This window comes from Arthrobacter sp. SPT-J7 (genome assembly GCF_059089965.1).
In genome coordinates this window covers 175,432-196,377 of record NZ_JBNHFF010000007.1, presented here as the reverse complement: position 1 = coordinate 196,377, position 20,946 = coordinate 175,432, and the positions used below count along the sequence as shown (strand labels likewise).

The 20,946-nt window shown below is 66.3% G+C and carries 18 protein-coding genes; 6 read left to right on the top strand and 12 right to left on the bottom strand.

Going from position 1 to position 20,946, the window contains the following annotated elements; translation table 11 throughout:
• Positions 1-345: 345 nt before the first annotated feature.
• On the bottom strand, positions 346-1,284 hold the full coding sequence (locus AC5RWX_RS13470; protein ID WP_493938948.1) for a dihydrodipicolinate synthase family protein: 939 nt from the start codon (positions 1,282-1,284) through the stop codon (positions 346-348).
• A gap of 131 nt (positions 1,285-1,415) precedes the next feature.
• Positions 1,416-2,369 carry a heme o synthase gene (locus AC5RWX_RS13465; RefSeq protein ID WP_493939108.1) on the bottom strand — a complete coding sequence of 318 codons (954 nt, stop codon included), beginning with the start codon at positions 2,367-2,369 and terminating at the stop codon, positions 1,416-1,418.
• A gap of 368 nt (positions 2,370-2,737) precedes the next feature.
• Here AC5RWX_RS13465 and tkt point away from each other — a divergent pair, with 368 nt between their 5' ends.
• From tkt to pgl, 6 genes are read left to right on the top strand one after another with little or no spacing between them, the layout of a single operon-like run.
• Positions 2,738-4,843: a transketolase gene (gene tkt, locus AC5RWX_RS13460; protein ID WP_493939107.1), complete on the top strand. Its 2,106-nt coding sequence runs from the start codon at positions 2,738-2,740 to the stop codon at positions 4,841-4,843.
• Between the two features lie 10 nt (positions 4,844-4,853).
• Positions 4,854-5,978: a transaldolase gene (tal, locus tag AC5RWX_RS13455; RefSeq protein ID WP_493938947.1), complete on the top strand. Its 1,125-nt coding sequence runs from the start codon at positions 4,854-4,856 to the stop codon at positions 5,976-5,978.
• Positions 5,975-7,585 carry a phosphoglucose isomerase-related protein gene (locus AC5RWX_RS13450; protein ID WP_493938946.1) on the top strand — a complete coding sequence of 537 codons (1,611 nt, stop codon included), beginning with the start codon at positions 5,975-5,977 and terminating at the stop codon, positions 7,583-7,585. The genes tal and AC5RWX_RS13450 overlap by 4 nt, the downstream gene beginning before the upstream one ends.
• Before the next feature lie 2 nt (positions 7,586-7,587).
• Entirely contained in the window at positions 7,588-9,147 is a 1,560-nt protein-coding gene (zwf, locus tag AC5RWX_RS13445; protein WP_494097513.1) for a glucose-6-phosphate dehydrogenase, read from the top strand.
• Positions 9,144-10,085: a glucose-6-phosphate dehydrogenase assembly protein OpcA gene (locus AC5RWX_RS13440; protein WP_493938944.1), complete on the top strand. Its 942-nt coding sequence runs from the start codon at positions 9,144-9,146 to the stop codon at positions 10,083-10,085. The genes zwf and AC5RWX_RS13440 overlap by 4 nt, the downstream gene beginning before the upstream one ends.
• Positions 10,075-10,866, top strand: a complete 792-nt coding sequence (pgl, locus tag AC5RWX_RS13435) for a 6-phosphogluconolactonase (RefSeq protein ID WP_493938943.1) — start codon at positions 10,075-10,077, stop codon at positions 10,864-10,866. The genes AC5RWX_RS13440 and pgl overlap by 11 nt, the downstream gene beginning before the upstream one ends.
• 81 nt (positions 10,867-10,947) lie before the next feature.
• On the opposite strand, the gene AC5RWX_RS13430 is transcribed toward pgl, so the two are convergent.
• The 10 genes from AC5RWX_RS13430 to uvrC form a co-directional block, all read right to left on the bottom strand.
• Positions 10,948-11,370, bottom strand: a complete 423-nt coding sequence (locus tag AC5RWX_RS13430) for an RNA polymerase-binding protein RbpA (RefSeq protein ID WP_493938942.1) — start codon at positions 11,368-11,370, stop codon at positions 10,948-10,950.
• A 165-nt stretch (positions 11,371-11,535) separates the two neighbouring features.
• Positions 11,536-11,787, bottom strand: a complete 252-nt coding sequence (secG, locus tag AC5RWX_RS13425) for a preprotein translocase subunit SecG (protein WP_493938941.1) — start codon at positions 11,785-11,787, stop codon at positions 11,536-11,538.
• A 46-nt stretch (positions 11,788-11,833) separates the two neighbouring features.
• Complete coding sequence (tpiA, locus tag AC5RWX_RS13420; protein ID WP_493938940.1) at positions 11,834-12,649, bottom strand: triose-phosphate isomerase; 816 nt, start codon at positions 12,647-12,649, stop codon at positions 11,834-11,836.
• A gap of 106 nt (positions 12,650-12,755) precedes the next feature.
• On the bottom strand, positions 12,756-13,994 hold the full coding sequence (locus AC5RWX_RS13415) for a phosphoglycerate kinase (protein WP_493938939.1): 1,239 nt from the start codon (positions 13,992-13,994) through the stop codon (positions 12,756-12,758).
• Positions 13,995-14,028: 34 nt separating this feature from the next.
• A complete protein-coding gene (gene gap, locus AC5RWX_RS13410) occupies positions 14,029-15,039 on the bottom strand; it encodes a type I glyceraldehyde-3-phosphate dehydrogenase (RefSeq protein ID WP_493938938.1) in 1,011 nt (336 codons plus the stop codon).
• Between the two features lie 81 nt (positions 15,040-15,120).
• The gene (locus AC5RWX_RS13405; RefSeq protein WP_493938937.1) at positions 15,121-15,750 is read right to left on the bottom strand and encodes a superoxide dismutase; all 630 of its coding nucleotides are present in this window, start codon (positions 15,748-15,750) and stop codon (positions 15,121-15,123) included.
• Between the two features lie 144 nt (positions 15,751-15,894).
• Positions 15,895-16,875, bottom strand: a complete 981-nt coding sequence (whiA, locus tag AC5RWX_RS13400; RefSeq protein ID WP_353917920.1) for a DNA-binding protein WhiA — start codon at positions 16,873-16,875, stop codon at positions 15,895-15,897.
• Positions 16,876-16,890: 15 nt separating this feature from the next.
• On the bottom strand, positions 16,891-17,931 hold the full coding sequence (locus AC5RWX_RS13395) for a gluconeogenesis factor YvcK family protein (protein WP_493938936.1): 1,041 nt from the start codon (positions 17,929-17,931) through the stop codon (positions 16,891-16,893).
• Complete coding sequence (gene rapZ / locus AC5RWX_RS13390) at positions 17,931-18,830, bottom strand: RNase adapter RapZ (RefSeq protein ID WP_493938935.1); 900 nt, start codon at positions 18,828-18,830, stop codon at positions 17,931-17,933. Before rapZ ends, AC5RWX_RS13395 begins: the two co-directional genes overlap by 1 nt.
• A gap of 52 nt (positions 18,831-18,882) precedes the next feature.
• Positions 18,883-20,934 (bottom strand): excinuclease ABC subunit UvrC, encoded by a 2,052-nt coding sequence (gene uvrC / locus AC5RWX_RS13385; protein WP_493938934.1) that lies wholly within the window; start codon positions 20,932-20,934, stop codon positions 18,883-18,885.
• Between the last annotated feature and the right edge of the window lie 12 nt (positions 20,935-20,946).

The following is a 20,946-nucleotide window of genomic DNA, read 5'->3' as shown; positions in this document are numbered from 1 at the left end:
GCACCGGCTCCGTCCGGGCCGGCTTCATCCGCGCCAGAATCAACGCGATCGCCGCCTCACGCTCCTCCTGCGACGGCAACCGCCGGCCCTTCCCGGAGACCGGTTCCCGCTCAGCGTTCTCCTCCATGACCCAACCCAACCAGCCGGGTAGGACAATTTAAGATCGTGCCAACTACTGAAGTCCGAGTTGGCGGACGGTGGCCAAACAGCCAGACTAGGTGATCGGCAACGGGAGTCAGTGGGCAGCTTGCGCTGGGGAAATAGCGGTGATGAAGAGTGGGTGGGGCGACAGGTGTGCCGCCCGACAGCAGTGGCGCGATCCTCCCCCGCCCGTGCCCCGGTGCGCTACTCCCCCGCCGACGCCGGTTCAGCCGGTCGGAATGCCTCAATGCCTTCGAGCAGTCGGGCCAGTTCGCGACGACTGCTTCCGGGCAGCGGTTGCAGTGGCAGGCGGGGGTCGCCGGCGTCGATGCCAGCCGCCCTGGCCAGGCCGTACAGGTTGCTGAGGGGCCTGAGCGTCCCAAAGTAGGCCATCAACGGTGCCAGCACGGCGCGCGCCGCGTCTGTTGCTTCCATGTCACCTGCCTCCAGGGCATCGCGCAGCAGGCGGTAGTGCGCCGGCAGGACCGCGATCGGTCCGCCGTGCCAGGCGTCGGCGGCGAATCCGGCTTCAGCGATCAAGGCATCGCCGCTCATGCCGTGGCTGAAGTCCTTCACCTCTGCGGGCAGCCGCCGCCGGAGTTCTTCATAACGTGTACGGAAGACACCGGCGTCAGGAGCAGACTCCTTCACGGCAACGATGTTCGGTTCAACTGCAAGTTCCGCCACCAAATCCAGGCTAAAGCTGAACTGGGTGGTGCGCGGATTGCTATACAGGCACACCGGGAGCGCCGACTGCCGCGCGGCCGCAACGCATTGGGCTGCGACTTCCTCGTCGGTCAACGGATAGTAGGAGACGGTGGAAACCAGCAGCCCATCGACCCCCGCCGCCGCGGCGTCGTCGATGTTTTGCAGGAGTTCACGGGTGCCCACGGCGCTCACGCCCGCACACACCGGCAGCCCGGGGCGCACTGTTTTCGCCGCTTCCACAGCCGCTGTGACGACATCCCGCCGTTCCGCACGGTCCAAATAGGCGAAGTTGCCGGAGCTGCCAAGCACGGTGATGGCGTCGACGGGCGACTCGGCCACTGCGGAAACGTGGCGGCTCAACTCCGCGAAATTGACGCTACCGTCGTCGTGAAAAGGAGTCACCGGATAGGCAATGAGACCGCGGAAGGGATTCATCCCGCTATCTTAGGTCAGCGCGGGAGCCGCCAGGACACAGCAAGTGCCGGTGATGGACGACGGCGCCGTGCAGCGGGGCACAGGCGTCGCTGGCAGAAGGAAGCCAAAGGCGTCCTCGAACCGGGCGGTGGTTAGCCGAAGACGGGGCCGCCGATGAAGGGGTCAACCGCCAGAGCCAGGAACAGAACCGTCAGATAGCTGATGGAGCCATGGAACACGCGCATGGCGCTCTTGTTCGTGGCGGCCGGGGTTTCGGTACCCCGCTTGGCCAGCGCGTACAGGCGGTGCGATTCGTACACAAAGTAGCCACCGCTCACCAGTGCCACGATGGTGTAGACCCAGCCAGCGCCGCCGACCGGAGCCAGCAGCAGCGAGCAGGCCAGCGTGGCCCAGGCGTACAGAACCACCTGCACGGATACCTGGCGGGCGCTGGCGATGGCGCCAAGCATCGGGACGTTGGCGGCGTTGTAATCGTCGCTGTACTTCATCGACAGCGGCCAGTAGTGCGGCGGTGTCCACAGGAAGATGACCATGAACAGGATCACGGCGGGCCAGGCCAGCGTGTTGGTCACTGCGGCCCAGGCAATCAGCACCGGGAAGCATCCGGCGGCGCCGCCCCAGACAATGTTCTGCGAGGTACGGCGCTTGAGGATCAGGGTGTAGATGACGACGTAGAAGAAGATCGCGCCGACGCCGAGCATGCCGGCCAGCGGATTGGCACCGAACCAGAGCAGCGCGACGGCCACAACGCCCAGCACCCAGGAGAAGACCAGAGCCTCACGGGGGGTGAGCTCACCGGTCACCAGAGGCCGGTTCTCCGTCCGGTGCATGAGCTTGTCCATGTCCCGGTCGATGTAGCAGTTGAAGGACCCGGCGGACCCCGCGGCCAACGCGCCACCGATCATCGTGGCGGCCATCAACCAGAGGTCAGGGAAGCCGCCGTGGGCGAAGATCATCGTGGGCAGGGTGGTGACCAGCAGAAGTTCCATGACACGGGGCTTCGTGAGCGCTATGTACGCTTTGGCCTTGCGCGAAAAGCCGGGCTTGGCCGGAACGGCCAACGCCTGGTCCGGCACGGTCTGCATATTCAAGGAAAAACCACTCAGTTCTGCTGGAGTCCATCTGACACACGAAAACGCCCGGCCGCTGAGGGCGGGTCAAGGTGCACCTACATCATACTCCTTCTATCTGTCGTAGAAACCGACACACGCGGTGGCCGCGCCGGCTGGGGCAAAACAATGGGGGCCTGTGTGACTGTTCGCACCGTATAGCTTCCTGCGCATTGCAGGCCCAACGGATAGAGTGGGGACCGAGCGCCAATCCGCGGGGATGTGGCGCAACAATGCTCAAGGCAGTATGAACGGCGTAGTCCACCGGGTCCGCGGCTGCGGGCGCCTTTTCCGGACCGTCGATGCTGCTGATGTCGATCAGAAAGGGCCCCTTGGTGCCGCATATGCAAGATCAGGAATTGTCGTGGACGTCGCTGGACCAGCGGGCGGTGGACACGGTGCGCGTGCTCGCCGCCGATGCCGTGGAGAAGGTCGGCAACGGCCACCCCGGCACCGCCATGAGCTTGGCGCCGGCCGCCTACTTGATCTTCCAGCAGTTCATGCGGCACGACCCGACGGACCCGCACTGGGTGGGCCGCGACCGCTTTGTCCTCTCTCCCGGCCACACCTCGCTGACGCTGTACATCCAGCTGTTCCTCTCCGGCTACGGCCTGGAACTGGACGATCTGAAGGCCCTGCGGACCTGGGGTTCGCTGACACCGGGCCACCCGGAGTACAAGCACACGCCGGGTGTTGAAATCACCACCGGTCCGCTGGGCCAGGGCCTCGCCTCCGCCGTCGGCTTCGCCTATGCGCAGCGCCGCACCCGCGGCATGTACGACGCCGATGCTGCCGCCGGGGAGAGCCCCTTCGACCACACGGTGTGGGTGATCGCGTCCGACGGCGACCTCCAGGAAGGCGTCACCTCGGAGGCCTCGTCGCTGGCTGGGCACCAGGAACTGGGCAATCTGGTGGTGCTCTACGACGACAACAAGATTTCCATCGAAGACGACACCGACATCGCCTTCACCGAGGACGTGCTCAAGCGCTACGAAGCGTACGGCTGGCACACCCAGCGCGTGGACTGGACCGAAACCGGTGAGTACGCCGAAGACATTCCGGCCCTGTTCGAGGCGTTGAAGGCCGCGAAGGCCGAAACGTCCCGGCCCTCGATCATCTCGTTGCGCACCATCATCGGCTGGCCGGCCCCCAAGAAGCAGAACACCGGCAAGATCCACGGCTCGGCGCTGGGCGCCGAGGAAGTCGCCGCCGTCAAGGAACTGCTCGGCTTCGATCCGGAGCAGCACTTCGCCGTGGAGCAGGAGGTGCTGGACCACGCCCGGCAGGTTGCCGCCCGCGGCAAGCAGGTCCGCGCGGACTGGGACGCCGGCTACCAGGCGTGGCGGGAAGCCAACCCGGAGAACGCTGCCCTGCTGGACCGCGTGCAGGCTTCGGAGCTGCCGCGAGGCTGGGAGCAGGCGCTGCCCGAGTTCCCCGCTGGCAAGGACGTCTCCACTCGCGCTGCCTCCGGCAAGGTGCTCAACGCCATCGGTCCGGTACTCCCGGAACTGTGGGGTGGCTCGGCCGACTTGGCCGAATCGAACAACACCACGATCGAAGGCGCTCCGTCCTTTATTCCGGAGTCGCGGCAGACCGATATGTGGTCCGGCGGCCCCTACGGCCGGGTGCTGCACTTCGGCATCCGCGAGCATGCGGCAGCGTCCATCGTCAACGGCATTGTGCTCAGTTCCAACACCAGGGCGTTCTCCGGAACCTTCCTGATCTTCAGCGACTATCAGCGGCCGGCCATCCGGCTGGGCGCACTGATGGGCGTGCCCTCCATCTACGTGTGGACGCACGATTCCATCGGCCTCGGCGAAGACGGCCCCACCCACCAGCCGGTGGAGCAGCTGGCGAGCCTGCGCGCCATCCCGGGCCTCGACGTCGTCCGCCCTGCCGATGCCAACGAAGTGGCCCAGGCGTGGAAGGCGATGCTGGAGAACCACAGCAACCCGGCCGGCATTGTGCTCACCCGGCAGAACCTGCCGGTCTACGACCGCGGAGATGCCGGCTTCGCCTCCGCCGATAACGTGGCCAAGGGCGCGTACGTCTTGGCCGAAGCCCAGTCCGGCGGCACCGACGCCACCCCGCAGGTGATCCTGCTGGCCACCGGCTCCGAAGTGCAGCTGGCCGTCCAGGCCCGCGAAACGCTGCAGGCCGACGGCATCGCCACCCGCGTGGTTTCCGTGCCGTGCCTCGAGTGGTTCGCCCGCCAAGACGCCGCCTACCGCGAATCCGTGCTTCCGGCCGGCGTCAAGGCGCGGGTCTCGGTGGAAGCCGGCATCGCGCAGTGCTGGGAGGGCCTGGTCGGCGACGCCGGCCGCAGCGTGTCCCTGGAGCACTACGGTGCCTCCGCCGACTACAAAACCCTGTTCCGCGAATTCGGCATCACGGCCGAGGCTGTTGTCGAGGCCGCCCGTGACTCGCTCGCACAGATCAACAACTCCTAAGGAGGACGCGATGTCCAACCCGAATACCCAGGCTCTCTCCGATGCCGGTGTCTCCATCTGGCTCGATGATCTCTCCCGCGAACGGATTAGTTCCGGGACCCTGAAGGCGCTGATCGACGAAAAGAACGTTGTGGGCGTCACCACCAACCCGTCCATCTTCGCCGCGGCCCTGCAGGACGGCCGCAGCTACGAGGCACAGGTGAACCAGCTGGCCGCCGACGGCGCCGACGTGGACACAGCGGTTTTCGCCATCACCACGTCCGATGTGGCCGAAGCCTGTGACCTGTTCTCCGCACTCGCCACGGACACCGACGGCGTGGACGGCCGGGTGTCGATCGAGGTGGACCCGCGGCTGGCCCGCGACACCCAAGGCACCGTCGCCGAGGCCAAGCACCTGCAGAAGGCCGTGGGCCGGACGAACGCGTTCATCAAGATTCCCGCCACCACCGAAGGCCTCGAGGCCATCACCGAGACCCTAGCGGCCGGCATCAGCGTCAACGTCACGCTGATCTTCTCGCTGCAGCGCTACCGCGAAGTGATCAACGCCTTCATGCTGGGCCTGGAGCAGGCCAAGGAGAACGGCAAGGACCTGGCCAGCCTCCACTCGGTGGCGTCCTTCTTTGTTTCCCGGGTGGACAGCGAGATCGACAAGCGCCTGGACGCGATCGGCACCGATGAAGCAATCGCGCTAAAGGGCAAGGCGGGCGTGGCCAACGCCCAGCTGGCCTACCAGATCTACGAAGAGCAGTTCGCCACCGAACGCTGGCAGGTCCTGGCCGCGTCCGGTGCCCGCCCGCAGCGGCCCTTGTGGGCTTCCACCGGCGTGAAGAACCCGGACTACCCCGACACGCTGTACGTCACCGAACTGGTGGCTGACAACGTGGTCAACACCATGCCGGAGAAGACGCTGGAAGCCGTCGCCGACCACGGCAAGATCGAGGGCGACCGGATCACCGGCAGCTACGACGACGCGAACAAGGTGCTGGACCAGATCGCCAAGGTTGGCATCTCCTACAACGAAGTGGTCGAACTGCTCGAGGAGGAGGGGCTGGAGAAGTTCGTCACTAGCTGGCAGCAGCTGCGCGAGACCGTCCAGAACGCGCTGGACTCGGCACCGGGAGCTTCGAAGGCATGAGTTCGCTGGCCTTCGAAGCATCGGGAGCTGCGCTGGCCGCTGTCCGCCGGCACATCGACACCTTGGTCAAGGACCGGGTCGCGTCCCGGATTGCCGCGCAGGATAATACCCTGTGGGGCCCGGAGGCCGAAGCGGAGGCCGCAGTCCGCCTCGGCTGGGTGGATGCCGCCGCATTGTCCCGCCCGTTGGTGGCGGACATTCTGGAGCTCCGCAGGGAACTTGCCGCCGAAGGCGTGACCCGTTTCGTGCTGGCCGGTATGGGCGGCTCCTCGCTGGCCCCCGAAGTCATCGCCAATACCGCCGGGGTGGAGCTGACCGTGCTCGACAGCACGGATCCGCAGCAGGTGGGTGCCGCCCTGGCGGAACGGCTTGCGGATACCGCCATCATCGTGGCGTCCAAATCCGGTTCCACCCTGGAAACCGATTCGCAGCGCAGGGTCTTCGAGCAGGCGTTTGCCGACGCGGGCCTGGACGCCGCTTCCCGGATCATTGTGGTCACCGACCCCGGGTCGCCGCTGGATCAGGCGTCGCGCGAAGCCGGCTACCGCGCGGTGTTCAACGCCGATCCCGACGTCGGCGGGCGGTACTCCGCGCTGACCGCTTTCGGTCTGGTCCCTTCCGGGCTGGCCGGCGTGGACATCGAAAAGCTGCTTGACGACGCCGAAGAGGCAGCCGAAGTGCTCTCCGAGGACTCCGCCGACAACATGGCCCTGGCACTGGGTGCGGCGATGGCCGGTACGGAGCCGCTCCGCAACAAAATCGCCATTGTCGATGAAGGTTCCGGGATCGTCGGCTTCGGCGACTGGGCCGAACAGCTGATAGCCGAGTCCACCGGCAAGCTCGGCACCGGCGTGCTGCCGGTGGTGGTCAACTCCGGTGACCCCGAGACAGTCTCCAAAGCCGCCGATGTGCTGGTAGTCCGGCTGGTCTCTCCCGATCACGAGGTGACCCTCGGGGCTGACGAAATAGCGGTGGGCGGCAGCCTGGGCAGCCAACTGCTGCTCTGGGAGTACGCCACGGCCGTGGCAGGCCGCCTGCTGGGCATCAACCCCTTCGACCAGCCGGATGTGGAAGCGGCCAAGGCCGCCGCGCGCGGACTGCTGGAAGAGCGTCCGGAGGCAATGCTTCCTGACTTCACCGACGGTGCGGTCCAGGTACGCGGCAGCGGACTCGGCATGGGCAGCTCGCTTGACGACGCGCTCCGGGACCTGCTGGGCAAACTTGGACCGGACGGCTACCTCAGCGTCCAGGCCTATCTGGACCGCTTCGGCCAGGCGGAGCTGGAACGGATCCGCCCCCTGTTGGCCGCAGCAACCGGCCGTCCCGTCACGTTCGGCTGGGGACCGCGCTTCCTGCACTCCACCGGCCAGTTCCACAAGGGCGGACCGGCCACCGGCGTCTACCTGCAGCTGACCGGCGAAGCCGCCGCGGACATCCCCATCCCGGGCCGCGCGTTCAGCTTCGGCGAACTAATTGAAGCCCAGGCAGCCGGCGACGCCAACGTCCTGCGCGAGGCCGGCCGGCCCGTGCTGCGCCTTCACTTGGCTGACCGAGCAGCGGGCTTGCGCCAGGTGATCGACGCCGTATCCCGACTCGCCGGAAAGTAGTAATGGCACCTTCCACTCCACCCCGCCGTCCGGCAAACCCGCTGCGGGACCCCCGCGACCGGCGGCTTGACCGCATTGCCGGCCCTTGTTCCCTGGTCCTGTTCGGCGTGACCGGAGACCTTGCGCGCAAGAAGCTGATGCCGGCCGTTTACGACCTGGCCAACCGCGGACTGTTGCCGCCCAGCTTCGCGCTGGTCGGCTTTGCCCGCCGGCCATGGGACGACGCCGAGTTCGCGGCACAGGTTAAGGAATCCGTGCAGCAGCACGCCCGCACCCCGTTCCGCGAGGACATCTGGACGCATCTGGCCGCCGGCATCCGGTTTGTCGAAGGAGCTTTCGACGACGACGACGCCTTCGAGCAGTTGGGGGCCACGCTGAAGGAGCTGGATGAACAGCGCGGCACCCAGGGGAACCACGCTTTCTACCTCTCGATCCCGCCCAAGGCGTTCGAGCAGGTGTGCCAGATGCTCTCCTCGCACGGCCTCGCCCAGGCCACCGAAGATGCGCCGGGCACGCCATGGCGTCGGGTGGTCATTGAAAAGCCCTTCGGCCATAATCTACAGTCCGCCCGTGAACTGAACAACATCGTTGAATCGGTTTTCCCGGCGGACGCGGTATTCCGAATCGACCACTATCTGGGCAAGGAGACGGTCCAGAATTTGCTGGCCCTTCGCTTTGCCAACCAGTTGTTTGAACCGCTCTGGAACGCCAACTATGTGGATCATGTGCAAATTACCATGGCCGAAGACATCGGTATTGGCGGCCGAGCGGGCTATTACGACGGCGTCGGCGCGGCCCGCGACGTCATCCAGAACCACCTGCTCCAGCTGTTGGCTTTGACCGCGATGGAGGAACCAATCTCCTTTAACGCGGAGGACCTGCGGGCGGAGAAAGAAAAGGTGCTGGCCGCCGTCAAGCTTCCCGAGGATCTCTCGGCCCATTCGGCCCGGGGGCAGTACACCGGCGGCTGGCAGGGTGGCGAAAGGGTCATTGGCTATCTGGAGGAAGAAGGCTTTAATCCCGATTCGGTCACCGAGACCTATGCGGCGCTGCGGCTGGACATCCACACCCGGCGCTGGACCGGTGTTCCCTTCTACCTGCGGGCCGGCAAACGGTTGGGCCGCCGGGTGACAGAGATCGCCGTCGTCTTCAAGCGGGCCCCGAATCTGCTGTTCCCGAACCACACTGAGGACGATTTCGGCCAAAATGCGGTGGTGATCCGCGTCCAGCCGGACGAAGGGGTCACCATCCGCTTCGGTTCCAAGGTACCGGGCACCCAAATGGAAGTCCGCGACGTCACGATGGACTTTGGCTACGGGCATGCGTTTACCGAGTCGAGCCCCGAGGCCTACGAACGGCTGATCCTGGACGTGCTGCTCGGCGAGCCGCCGCTGTTCCCGCGGCACCAGGAAGTTGAGCTCTCCTGGAAGATTTTGGATCCGTTTGAGGAACACTGGGCCGAAAGCCGGACCAGGCCGGAGCCGTACTCCCCCGGCAGCTGGGGACCGGCGTCGGCCGATGAACTGTTGGCCCGCGACGGACGCACTTGGAGAAGGCCGTGATCAAAGACCTCAAAGACACCACTACCTCCAAGGTCTCGAAGGAAATCGTGGCCATGCGCGAGCAGGGCGGCGTCGTGGCGCTGGGACGGGTGCTCACCCTGGTGGTCGTGACCTCGTTGGGTCATGAGGAGGAGGCCATTTCCGCTGCCAATGCCGCCAGCCGCGAACATCCCTGCCGGATCATTGTGCTGGTGGATGCGGGATCGGAGGCCAAGACCCGCCTCAACGCCCAGATCCGGGTCGGCGGCGACGCCGGGGCAGCCGAGGTCATCGTGCTCTACGGTTATGGCCAGCTGGCGTCCGAAAGCGAGTCCCTGGTCGCCGCCCTGCTGCTGCCAGATGCCCCGATCGTGGCCTGGTGGCCGCACGGCATGCCGAAGGATGCCTCGCGCACATCGGTCGGACGGATTGCCCACCGCCGCATCACGGATTCCGGCAATGAGTCCGACCCGCAGCAGGCGCTGTTCAGCCTGCGCGACACCTACACCGCCGGCGATACCGATCTGGCCTGGACGCGGCTGACCAGATGGCGCATCCAGCTGGCCGCTGTCCTGGACCAACTGGAGCCGGCCCCGGTCACGTCCGTCGCGGTGGAGGGGGCATCCGACTCCCCGAGCACGGTCTTGCTGGCGGCGTGGCTGACATTGGCGTTGAACGCTCCGGTGACCATCGTGGAAGACCTCGCGGGCACCGGCATCCGAGGAGTGCAGATCTCGCGGACTACCGGCGACATCCGCATTCTGCGCCCCGGCCCCAGCGTGGCCGAACTCCTGATGCCCGGCCAACCGGTCCAGCGGATTTCGTTGCCGCGCCGGCCGCTGGAAGAATGCCTGGCCGAAGAGCTTCGCCGGCTCGACCCGGATGAGGTCTTCGGTGAAGTGCTGATACACGGGTTGCCCCGGACCAATTTGAGGAGCGTGCGCCGCAGTGACCGCTGAACCACACGTCATCGTCCACCCCGACGTCGCCGCCCTCGCGGCCGCGACCGCCAAGAGACTGGTCGAACGGCTGGCAGCCGTCCAGTCCGAACGCGGCGAAGCCACCGTGGTGCTCACCGGCGGCAGCCTGGGCATCAACACGCTCAAGGCGGTCGCCGCCGTTGGGCTTCCCACCGGTTTCGACTGGTCGAAGGTTAATGTCTGGTGGGGAGACGAACGTTTCGTCGCGAAGGACAGCCCGGACCGCAACGAGCGGCAGGCGCGCGAAGCGCTGCTGGACGGACTCCCCCTGGATCCAGCCCGCGTGCACCCCTTCGGCGCCGCCGGCGAATACGCCGACCCGGAGGCGGCCGCCGTCGCCTATTCCGCGGCCCTCCGGCAGGCTGCGGGTGGCGAGGGCACCAGCGGCCCGCTACCGAAGTTCGATGTGCTGCTGCTCGGCGTCGGCCCTGACGCCCACATTGCATCGCTGTTTCCCGAGATGGCCGGTATCCGAACTGAAGACCGCTCCGCAGTTGGTGAAACCGATGCGCCGAAACCGCCGCCGGAACGCGTGACCCTCACGCTGCCCGCGATCAATTCCGCGGACGAGGTGTGGCTGGTAGTGGGCGGCAGCGACAAGGCCGGCGCTGTGGGGCTGGCCTTGGCCGGTGCCAGCCCGGTGCAGGTACCCGCCGCCGGCGCGCGCGGACGCAAGCGCACCGTCTGGCTGCTGGATCAGGACGCGGCCTCCAAGCTCCCGGAGGCCCTGCTCTCGCCGGCCGAAAACGGCGACGACTAAAAGCCTGATTCTCCCGGCGCGGCCGGCGAAGAAGGTGGATCTGCGGGTTGAAGGCAGCCGGAGACGGCCACAGAGGTGTCCCTAGTCGCTCTGGCGCTGGCGGGCTGACTCGGCCCGCCGAAGCGCTTCCCGCCGTCGCCGGCGCAACTTTTCCAGCGCCTGCTCCACTACGGCCTCGGCCTCATCCGGGCTGCGCCGTTCCTTGGCGTACTCCAGATGGCTCTTGTAGGGCTCCTCGCTGCTCCGGGCCTCGGCACCGCCGCCGCCGGGCTCCCTGGCGGCTGTTTGGCCGCAGTGCGGGCAATCCCACAGCGGCGGGATATCGGCTTCGCCGAGATTGGCGAAGACCGGTGTGGTCTCGTGTCCCTTCGGGCACCAGTAGGTGACCGGGACCTTGGTGACCGGGACGACCGTCCGGCCGGTAACGGCCTGCCAACCGGCAAGCCCGGCACCCGTTTCGGAACCGACCCGGACGGCCCGGAAGGAATTCGACGGATCAACCATGTTTGCCCCCGATTACCACAATGGATGCCCCCTGCATCGGGCACCAGTCTACGGTGGGAACAGCGCAGGGTTAAGGGGTTGGGGCAAAGTCTCTCGGAATTCCGGCCGGCCGAAACCGGGCCGGAAAGCGGAGGGCCCGGCGAAGAGTTGGTGAGGATTCCGCGCTTAGGATTCGGCGCTAAAACGCATCATCAGGCCGAGAGCCACGATCACCGCGCCCCAGACCAATCCCAGAACCACCGTGAACCGGTTGAGGTTTCGCTCTGCGACGCCGGACGATCCCAGGCTGGTGGTCATGCCACCGCCGAACATGTCGGACATGCCGCCACCGCGCCCCTTGTGGAGCAGGATGAGCAGGGTCAGCAGCAGGCTGGTGATGCCGAGCAGGATTTGCAGAGTGATCTTCAGAGCTTCCACAGTGGCCTTTCGTCAGCTGTCGGGATATCCCAGTGGCGGGCAGACATCACTTTGTCAGCAGATGGTGTTCGAACCTGACAATATTAGCAAATTCGCCCGCGTCCAGACTGGCCCCGCCTACCAACACGCCGTCGACATCGCGCTCGTTCAGGATGGCGGCGGCATTACCCGCCTTCACGGATCCGCCGTAGAGCAGGCGGACGCCGGCGGCCACGGTCTCGTCGAACAGGACGGCCATCTCGGCGCGGATGGCTGCGCACATCTCCTGGGCATCATCCGGACCGGCCACCTCCCCGGTGCCGATCGCCCAGACCGGCTCGTAGGCGATGACCAAGCTAGCCGCTTGCTCAGCGTCGAGGCCGGCCACGTCTGCACGCAACTGGCTGAGCGTGTGCTCCACGTGGCCTCCGGCCTGGCGCACCTCCAGGCCCTCGCCGACGCACAGAATGGGCGTCAGCTTGTGCCGGTAGGCCGCCTTCAGCTTCGCGTTCAGCAGGGCGTCGTCCTCGCCGTGAATTTCACGCCGTTCGGAATGGCCCACGAGCACATACCTGCAGCCCAGCTTGGCGAGGAACTGTCCGGAAATGTCGCCGGTGTAGGCGCCTGAGTCGTGCGGCGAGAGGTCCTGCGCTCCATAAACGAGCTTCAGGTCATCGCCGTTGACCAGCGTCTGCACGCCGCGCAGGTCCGTGAACGGGGGGAAGACAGCAACCTCGACCCGGTTGTAGTCGTGCCGGGCATCGCTGAGCGTCCAGGCCAATTTCTGCAGCAGCGTGATGCCCTGGACGTGGTCCATGTTCATCTTCCAGTTGCCGGCGATCAGCGGTTTGCGGTCGAACTTGCCGTTGGTCGAAGTGGTCACTGCGATCTCCATCTGTGGTGCTGTGCGTCGTTTGGCGCGGCGGGCCGCGCTGTGGCTTGGGAAATTCCGGAACCAAACCGGCTAGCGGCGACGGCCCCGGCCGGCGTCAGCCGTCCAGTGCGGCCAGGCCGGGCAGTTCCTTGCCTTCGAGGTATTCGAGGCTGGCGCCGCCGCCGGTTGAAATGTGGCCGAAGGCGTCGTCGTCGAAGCCGAGGGTGCGCACCGCAGCCGCGGAATCGCCGCCACCGACGACGGTAAAGCCGTCGCTCCCGGTGAGCGCCTTTGCCACGGTGCGGGTTCCATTGGCGAAGGCATCAAATTCAAACACGCCCATCGGCCCGTTCCAGAAGACCGTATTCGCCGAATGGATCTGGTGGGCGAAAGCTTCGGCCGACTCCGGCCCAATGTCCAAGCCAATGCCCTCGGCGCCGAACGATGATGATTCGATGCTGTCCGCGGGCACCACTTCCCAGGCGGCGTCGGCGGCGAATTTCTCCGCCACCACGATGTCGGTCGGCAGGATGAACGTGCAGCCCAGTTCCTTGGCACGGGCGAGGTAGCCACGCACGGTGTCCAACTGATCCTTCTCCAGCAGGCTGGCGCCGACCTGATGCCCTTGGGCGGCAAGGAAGGTAAAGACCATGCCGCCGCCGACCAGCAGGTAGTCGGCCTTGCCCAGCAGGTTCTCGATCACGGCCAGCTTGTCGGAGACCTTGGAGCCGCCCAGCACCACCACGTACGGCCGTTGCGGGGCTTCGGTGAGACGGTTCAGCACCTGGAGTTCCGTCCGCACCAGATCGCCCTGGTAGGCCGGGAGCTTGCGGGCGATGTCGTAGACCGAGGCATGTCTGCGGTGCACTGCACCGAACGCATCGTCCACGTAGGCCCCATTATCACCGGTCAGGGCGGCCAGTTCGGCCGCAAAGGCCTCACGTTCGGCGTCGTCCTTGCTGGTTTCGCGTGGGTCGAAGCGCACGTTCTCCAGCACCAGCACTTCGCCGTCCTGCAGCCCGGCAGCTGCGTCCCGGGCTGCCGGACCCACGGTATCCTCGGCGAACTTGACGGTGACGGTCGCCAGCTCTTTCAGCCGGGCGACCGCGGGGCGCAGCGAGAACTTCTCCTCGGGCGCACCCTTGGGGCGGCCGAGGTGTGCCGTCACGATGACCCGTGCTCCGGCCTCCGCCAGCTTGGTGATGACCGGCAGCGACGCGCGGATGCGTCCGTCGTCGGACACCTTCAGCTCCGGCGATTCGCCCTCCAACGGGACGTTCAGGTCCGAACGGACCAACACGCGGCGTCCGCGGACTCCGGCGGCCAGCAGTTCATCGAGAGAATGTGCAGTCATTTCTACCTTCGTGCGGAGGACGGGTGGTGCCTACCTAGGACAGCTTTGATGCGATCAGGTTGGTCAGGTCCAACAGGCGGTTGGAGTAGCCCCATTCGTTGTCGTACCAGCCAACAACTTTCACCTGATTACCCATAACCTTAGTCAGTCCGGAGTCGAAGATCGAAGACGCCGGGTCTGTGACGATATCGGACGACACGATCGGGTCCTCGGTATAAGTGAGGATCCCGGCCCAGTGCGGGTCCGCGGCGGCCTGCTTGAAGGCCGCATTGACCTCTTCCACGGTCGCTTCTCGGGACAGCGTGGCGGTCAGGTCCGTCATCGACCCGGTGGGTACCGGCACCCGAACCGCAAAGCCGTCCAACTTGCCCTCCAACTCAGGGAGTACCCGGCCAATGGCCTTCGCGGCGCCGGTTGACGTTGGCACCAGGTTGATGGCCGCCGCCCGGGCGCGCCGCAGGTCCCGGTGCGGTCCGTCCTGCAGGTTCTGGTCCGCGGTGTAGGCGTGGATCGTGGTCATCAGTCCGTGTTCGATGCCGAACGTGTCGTGCAGCACCTTCGCCAGCGGTGCCAGGCAGTTGGTGGTGCAGGAGGCGTTCGAAATCAGGTGATGCGCATCGGCGTCGTACTCGCTGTCATTGACTCCCATCACGATGGTGATGTCCTCGTCCTTGGCGGGCGCCGAGACCAGGACCTTCTTGGCGCCGGCCTCTATGTGCTTGCGGGCGCCTCCGCTCTTGTTGAACCGCCCGGTGGATTCGATCACGATGTCGACGTCGAGATCGCCCCAAGGCAGGGCTGCCGGGTCCTTCTCCGACAGAACGCGCACTTTCCGGCCGCCGACAATCAGGTTGCCGGCGTCTACTTCCACCGTGTCCGGAAGGATGCCCAGCACGCTGTCGTATTTAAGCAGGTGGGCGAGCGTGTCCGCATCGGTCAAGTCATTGATCGCCACGATTTCGAGCTCTGTCTTCTGGGCCAGAGCTGCGCGGAAGTAGCTGCGGCCGATGCGGCCGAATCCGTTGATACCAACTCGAGTAGTCATGTGCTTCTACCTCCTGAAGGAGATTATGACCCGGTGGGTGGTGTCCCTGTATCACCGGATCGGTGCCTTGTGGGTTCGGCCTTAGCTGGCCGGGGTGATCAGCGCTGAAGCGCCGGAGCGGGCGGCGTCGAAGCGGGCGGCGATGTCGGCCCAGTTGACGATGTTCCAGAACGCCTTGACGTAGTCGGCCTTGACGTTGACGTAGTCCAGGTAGAAGGCGTGCTCCCACATGTCCAGCATCAGCAGCGGGATGGTGCCCACCGGGATGTTGCCCTGCTGGTCGTAAAGCTGCTCGATGACCAGGTTGCCGCCGAGGGGTTCATAGGCCAGCACAGCCCAGCCCGAGCCCTGCAGGCTCAGCGCTGCCGCGTCGAAGTGGCCGCGGAACGCGTCGAAGGAACCGAAGTACTCATCGATGGCCGAGGCCAACTCACCGGTGGGCTTGTCGCCGCCTTCCGGGGAGAGGTTCTTCCAGAAGATCGAGTGGTTGGTGTGCCCGCCGAGGTGGAAGGCCAGATCCTTGGACAGCTTCGGCACGTTGCCGAATTCGCCCTTGGAGCGGGCCTCGGCCAGCTGCTCCAGCGCGGTGTTCGCGCCGGCCACGTAGGTGGCGTGGTGCTTGGAGTGGTGCAGCTCCATAATCCGGGCCGAGATGTGCGGCTGCAGGGCTGCGTAGTCATAGTCGAGCTCGGGCAGTTCGTATGTGCTCATGGTTTCCTCCGTTGTCTCCCAGCCCGCGGTCCGCGGCCGGGTCGGATTGTCCAACCGGACGGAGGTTTCCGCCCGGTAGCTCTCAAACCGGTCGTCGTTGACCGGTCCCGCCGGCGTCAAACCGGCGTACTGCCCATCCTCTGTCTAGTCGTCCAGCATCTCCGGCGTGACATTGGCTTCGGTGCCCGGAATCCGTAACTCGGCCGCACGCTTATCGGCCATGGCCAGTAGCCGGCGGATCCGGCCGGCGATGGCGTCCTTGGTCATCGCCGGGTCCGCCAGGCGGCCAAGTTCGTCCAGGGAAGCTTGCTTGTGCGCCACCCGCAGTTCACCGGCGTAGCGCAGGTGCTCGGGCACATCTTCACCGAGGATCTCCAGCGCCCGTTCGACGCGTGCCCCGGCCGCCACCGCGGCCTGCGCCGAGCGGCGCAGGTTGGCGTCGTCGAAATTGGCCAGTCGGTTGGCGGTGGCCCGCACTTCCTTGCGCATCCGGCGTTCTTCCCACACCATCAGCGCATCATGGGCGCCCATCCGGGTCAAGAGCGCGGCGATGCTGTCACCGTCCCGGATCACCACCCGGTCCACTCCCCTGACCTCACGTGCCTTGGCGGCGATCCCCAAACGGCGGGCCGCGCCGACCAGAGCCAGCGCCGCTTCCGGTCCGGGGCAGGTGACTTCCAGCGCGGACGAGCGGCCCGGCTCGGTCAGCGATCCGTGCGCCAGGAAAGCGCCGCGCCACACCGCCTCCGCGTCGGCAGCCGAGCCGTTGACCACCACGGACGGCAGCCCGCGGACCGGTCGGCCGCGGCCGTCCAGCAGGCCGGTCTGCCGGGCAAGGGACTCTCCGTCCCGGACCACGCGCACCACATAGCGATTGCCGCGGCGCAGGGCGCCGCCGGAGACCACGATGATGTCGCCGCTGTGGCCGTACACTTCAGCAATGGCGGTACGCAGACGCCGGGCCGTCGCAGCCAGATCCACTTCGGCCTCAATCACAATGCGGCCCGAAATGATGTGAAGTCCGCCGGCAAAACGGAGCGTCGCGGAGACCTCCGCCTTTCGGACCTGGGACTTCTTGATGTCGAGGCGAGCAAGCTCATCCTTGACTGCTGCGGTCAGCGCCATACACCTTGTCCTTACCTAATCCTTGCTGTCCCCGAAGATGTCGTGGTAGGCACTCGCCAGTCTCAACGGATCGTGTACGGGGCGTCCGCCTGAGCTTCCTACTCTACCGAAGACCACGCGCGCACCGAGTTCTGCGGCGGCTTCCTCGAACTGCCCGCGGTTTTCGATCACCCGCGGATCGGCCAGCACCACATCGAAGCGCATGCCGGGAGCGCAGCGCTTCACCGCGGCCAGATGGTCCGACGCCGTCATGCCCGATGTTTCCTTGGTATCCACGGAGAGGTTCATGGTCAGGCATCGCCGTGCCTGGGTGTTGCACAGCGCCTCGCGCATCTCCCTCAGCATCAGGTGCGGCAGCACTGAGGTGTACCAGGACCCGGGACCCAAGATCACCCAGTCGGCGTACTCCACGGCATTGAGCGCCTCGACGCAGGCCGGGGCATCGTCGGGCAGTAGGCGAACGTCATTAACGTGGCTGTTCCGTCCGGCCGCGGCGAGCCGGGACTGGCCGGAGATCAGCGCGGTCCGTAAGCGCCCGTCCTCGTCCTCCACCAGCACATCGCCCTCGATGGTCAGCGGTACGGTGGCCATCGGCAGTACTTCGCCGCGTGCTCCCAGCAGGGCTCCGGCCCACTTGAGGCCCGCCACCGGATCCCCCAGCAGTTCCCACAGCGTGACAATCAGCAGGTTGCCCAGAGCATGGTTGTCCAGTGACTGCTGCGACCCCGGGGAGGATTTGAAGCGGTGCTGCATCACGTCGCGCCAGGTCCGGCCCCAGTCGGTGTCGTCACACAGGGCGGCCAGTGCCATCCGCAGATCTCCGGGCGGGAGAACACCGAACTCCTCGCGCAAGCGGCCGGAGGACCCGCCGTCGTCCGCTACCGTGACGATGGCGGTCAGCTCGGTGGTCAGCAGGCGCAGCGCACCCAGCGAGGCGGACAACCCGTGCCCGCCACCCAGCGCGACGACGGAAGGCGGCGCCCCGCTCTCCCCGGCCCGGCTGCGGGAGGTACCCGCGACCGGAACCAGCGGCAACGGTCCGGTCAGGATTGCCACTATTCGCGCCCTAGGTCCCGGTGCTGGACGGTCACCTTCACGCTGGGCAGCTGGGCCAACCGCTTGCCAATCTCCTCGGCGACCGCGACCGACCGGTGCTTGCCACCGGTACACCCGACGGCGATGGTTCCGTAGTGCTTGTTCTCCCGCCGGTAGCCCTCCAGCACCGGCTCCAGCGCATCCACGTAGCGATCGACGAACTCTTGGGCGCCGGAATCGACCAGCACGAAGTCACGGACCTTCTCGTCGAGTCCGGTGAAAGGGCGCAGGGCGGGAACCCAGTGCGGGTTCGGGATAAAGCGGACGTCGGCGACGAAGTTCGCGTCCACCGGCAGCCCGTACTTGAAACCGAAGCTGATTACGTTCATGCGCAGCACGATCGGACCGGAGTCGGTAAAGAGCTCCGTAATCGCCGTGGCCAGGGCGTGCACGTTCATGTCGGTGGTTTCCACCACGAGGTCGGACGAATCCTTCAGACTGCCCAGCAGTTCACGTTCGGCGGTGATGCCGTCGGAAATCCGGCCGTCGCCCTGCAACGGGTGCGGCCGCCGTCCCTGTTCGAACCGCCGGACCAGGACCTCGTCGGAAGCGTCCAGAAATAGCACCCGGTAGTGGACCCCACTGGCGGCCAGGGCATGCAGCGCCTCGCGGATATCGCGGAACAGGCTCTGGCTGCGCACGTCCACCACCACGGCCAGCTTGGGCAGCGACTGCGGCATCCGCGACACGAGTTCGGCCAGCGTTCCGAGCATCTGCGGAGGCAGGTTGTCCACCACGTACCAGCCATGGTCTTCCAGCGCGTGGGCTGCCGTCGTGCGGCCGGCTCCAGACATGCCGGTGACCACCAGGAGTTCGGATTCCACCGGTTTCTCCGGCGTCAAATCCTCGTCCACCGTCATTGTCAAACCATCCATCCCGACCACACACCCCTCGATTTCAGCTCTAGCCTAACTAAGATTCAATGATTTCGCCGGTAGCCATATTCACGGCCGGCGCGGCCTCGTCTGCGGTTCCGGGCGCCAGTTGCCGCTTCAGCGACGCCGCCATGGCGGGACCGATGCCCGGCACCTGCTGCAGCTCTTCGACACTGGCTGCCTTCAGTTTCTTGGCCGAGCCGAAATGTTTTAGCAAAGCCTTCCGCTTGGCCGGGCCCAGCCCCTGCACGCCGTCCAGTACGGAGACCGTCATGGCCTTGCCGCGCTTCTGCCGATGGTAGGCGATGGCGAAGCGGTGGGCCTCGTCGCGGATGCGCTGCAGCAGGAACAGCCCCTCGGACGAGCGCGGCAGGACCACCGGGAAATCGTCGTCGGGCAGCCACACCTCTTCCAGCCGCTTGGCCAGGCCCACCACGAACACATCGGTGATGCCCAGGTCAGCCAGTGCGCGGGAGGCCGCGGCGACCTGCGGCGGCCCGCCGTCGACCACCACAAGATTGGGCGGGTAGGCAAACTTGGTCTTCGGTGCCGGCGTCAAAGTCTCTTCGAGCACGACGGCGGTGTCCCCACCTCCTGTGGGAGGCTGCGCCGCCTGCTCTGCGGCTTCGCTGGCTGCTGCGTCCGCTGCGCCGGCTGTGCCTGCTGGGCCGGGGGCGGCCAGCCGTCCCTGATCCACCAGATAGTTCCGGAACCGCCGGCTGATGACGTCGTACATCGCCGACGTGTCGTCCCGGGCGGCGTCGCCGGTGATCGCAAAGCGGCGGTAATCGGATTTCTTCGGCAGCCCGTCTTCCACCACCACCATGGAGGCCACCACGTTGGTGCCCTGCACGTGGGAGATGTCGTAGCACTCGATCCGCAGCAGCGCGACCGGAAGATCCAACGCCTCCTGCAGTTGCTGCAAGCCCGCCGAGCGCGTGGTGATGTCGCCGGCCCGCCGGCTCTTGTGCAGCGCCAGGGCCTGTTCGGCGTTCTCCCGGACGGTGGCCACCAAGGCTGCCTTGTCGCCGCGTTTCGGCACGTGGATCTGCACCTTGCTGCCGCGCAGCGTGCTCAGCCACGCCTGCAGCTCGGCGGCGTTCTCCGGCTCCTGCGGCAGCATCACTTGGCGCGGGATCCTGTCCGGCCCGTCGGCGTCGCCGTATACCTGCTGCAGCAGGTGCTCGGCCAAGTCGGCAGTGCTCTGGTCCTCCACCTTCTCCACCACCCAGCCCCGCTGGCCGCGGATCCGGCCGCCGCGCACGTGGAACACCTGGACAGCCGCCTCCAGCTCGTCCTCCGCCAGCGCGAACACATCGGCGTCGGTGTCTTCACTGAGCACGACGGCATTGCGTTCGAAGACGCGCCGCAGCGCGGCTATGTCGTCGCGGTACCGCGCGGCCGCCTCGTAGTCGAGTTCCGCCACCGCCGCTGCCATCTTCTTCTCCAGTGCCCGGATGAACCGGTCGGCTTCGCCGCCCATGAATGCGCAGAACTCGGCTGCCAGCGCCTTATGATCCTCAGGCGAGATCCTGCCTACACAGGGCGCCGAGCATTTGTCGATGTAGCCCAGCAGGCAGGGCCGGCCGGTGCGCTGAGCGCGGTTGAACACGCCGGTGCTGCAGCTGCGCACCGGGAAAACCCGCAGCAGGGTGTCCACGGTCTCGCGGATAGCTTTGGCCGGATAGTACGGGCCAAAGTACTTCACGCCCTTGCGCCGCTCCCCGCGCATCACCTGGACACGCGGGAACTTCTCCCCCATCGTCACGGCGAGGTAGGGGTAGGACTTGTCGTCCCGGAACATGATGTTGAAGCGCGGCGTGAATTCCTTGATCCAGGTGTACTCGAGCTGGATGGCCTCCAGCTCGCTGCCCACGATCGTCCACTCCACTGACGCCGCCGTGTGCACCATGGCATAGGTCTTGGGCAGCAGGTTTTTGGGACTGGCAAAGTAGTTGTTGAGCCTTGACCGCAGGTTCTTCGCTTTGCCCACGTAGATGACGCGGCCGTGCTCGTCCCGGAAGCGGTAGACGCCGGGATTGGTGGGGATCTCCCCCGTCCGCGGACGGTAGGAGGCAGGATCAGCCATTGTCGGTCACTC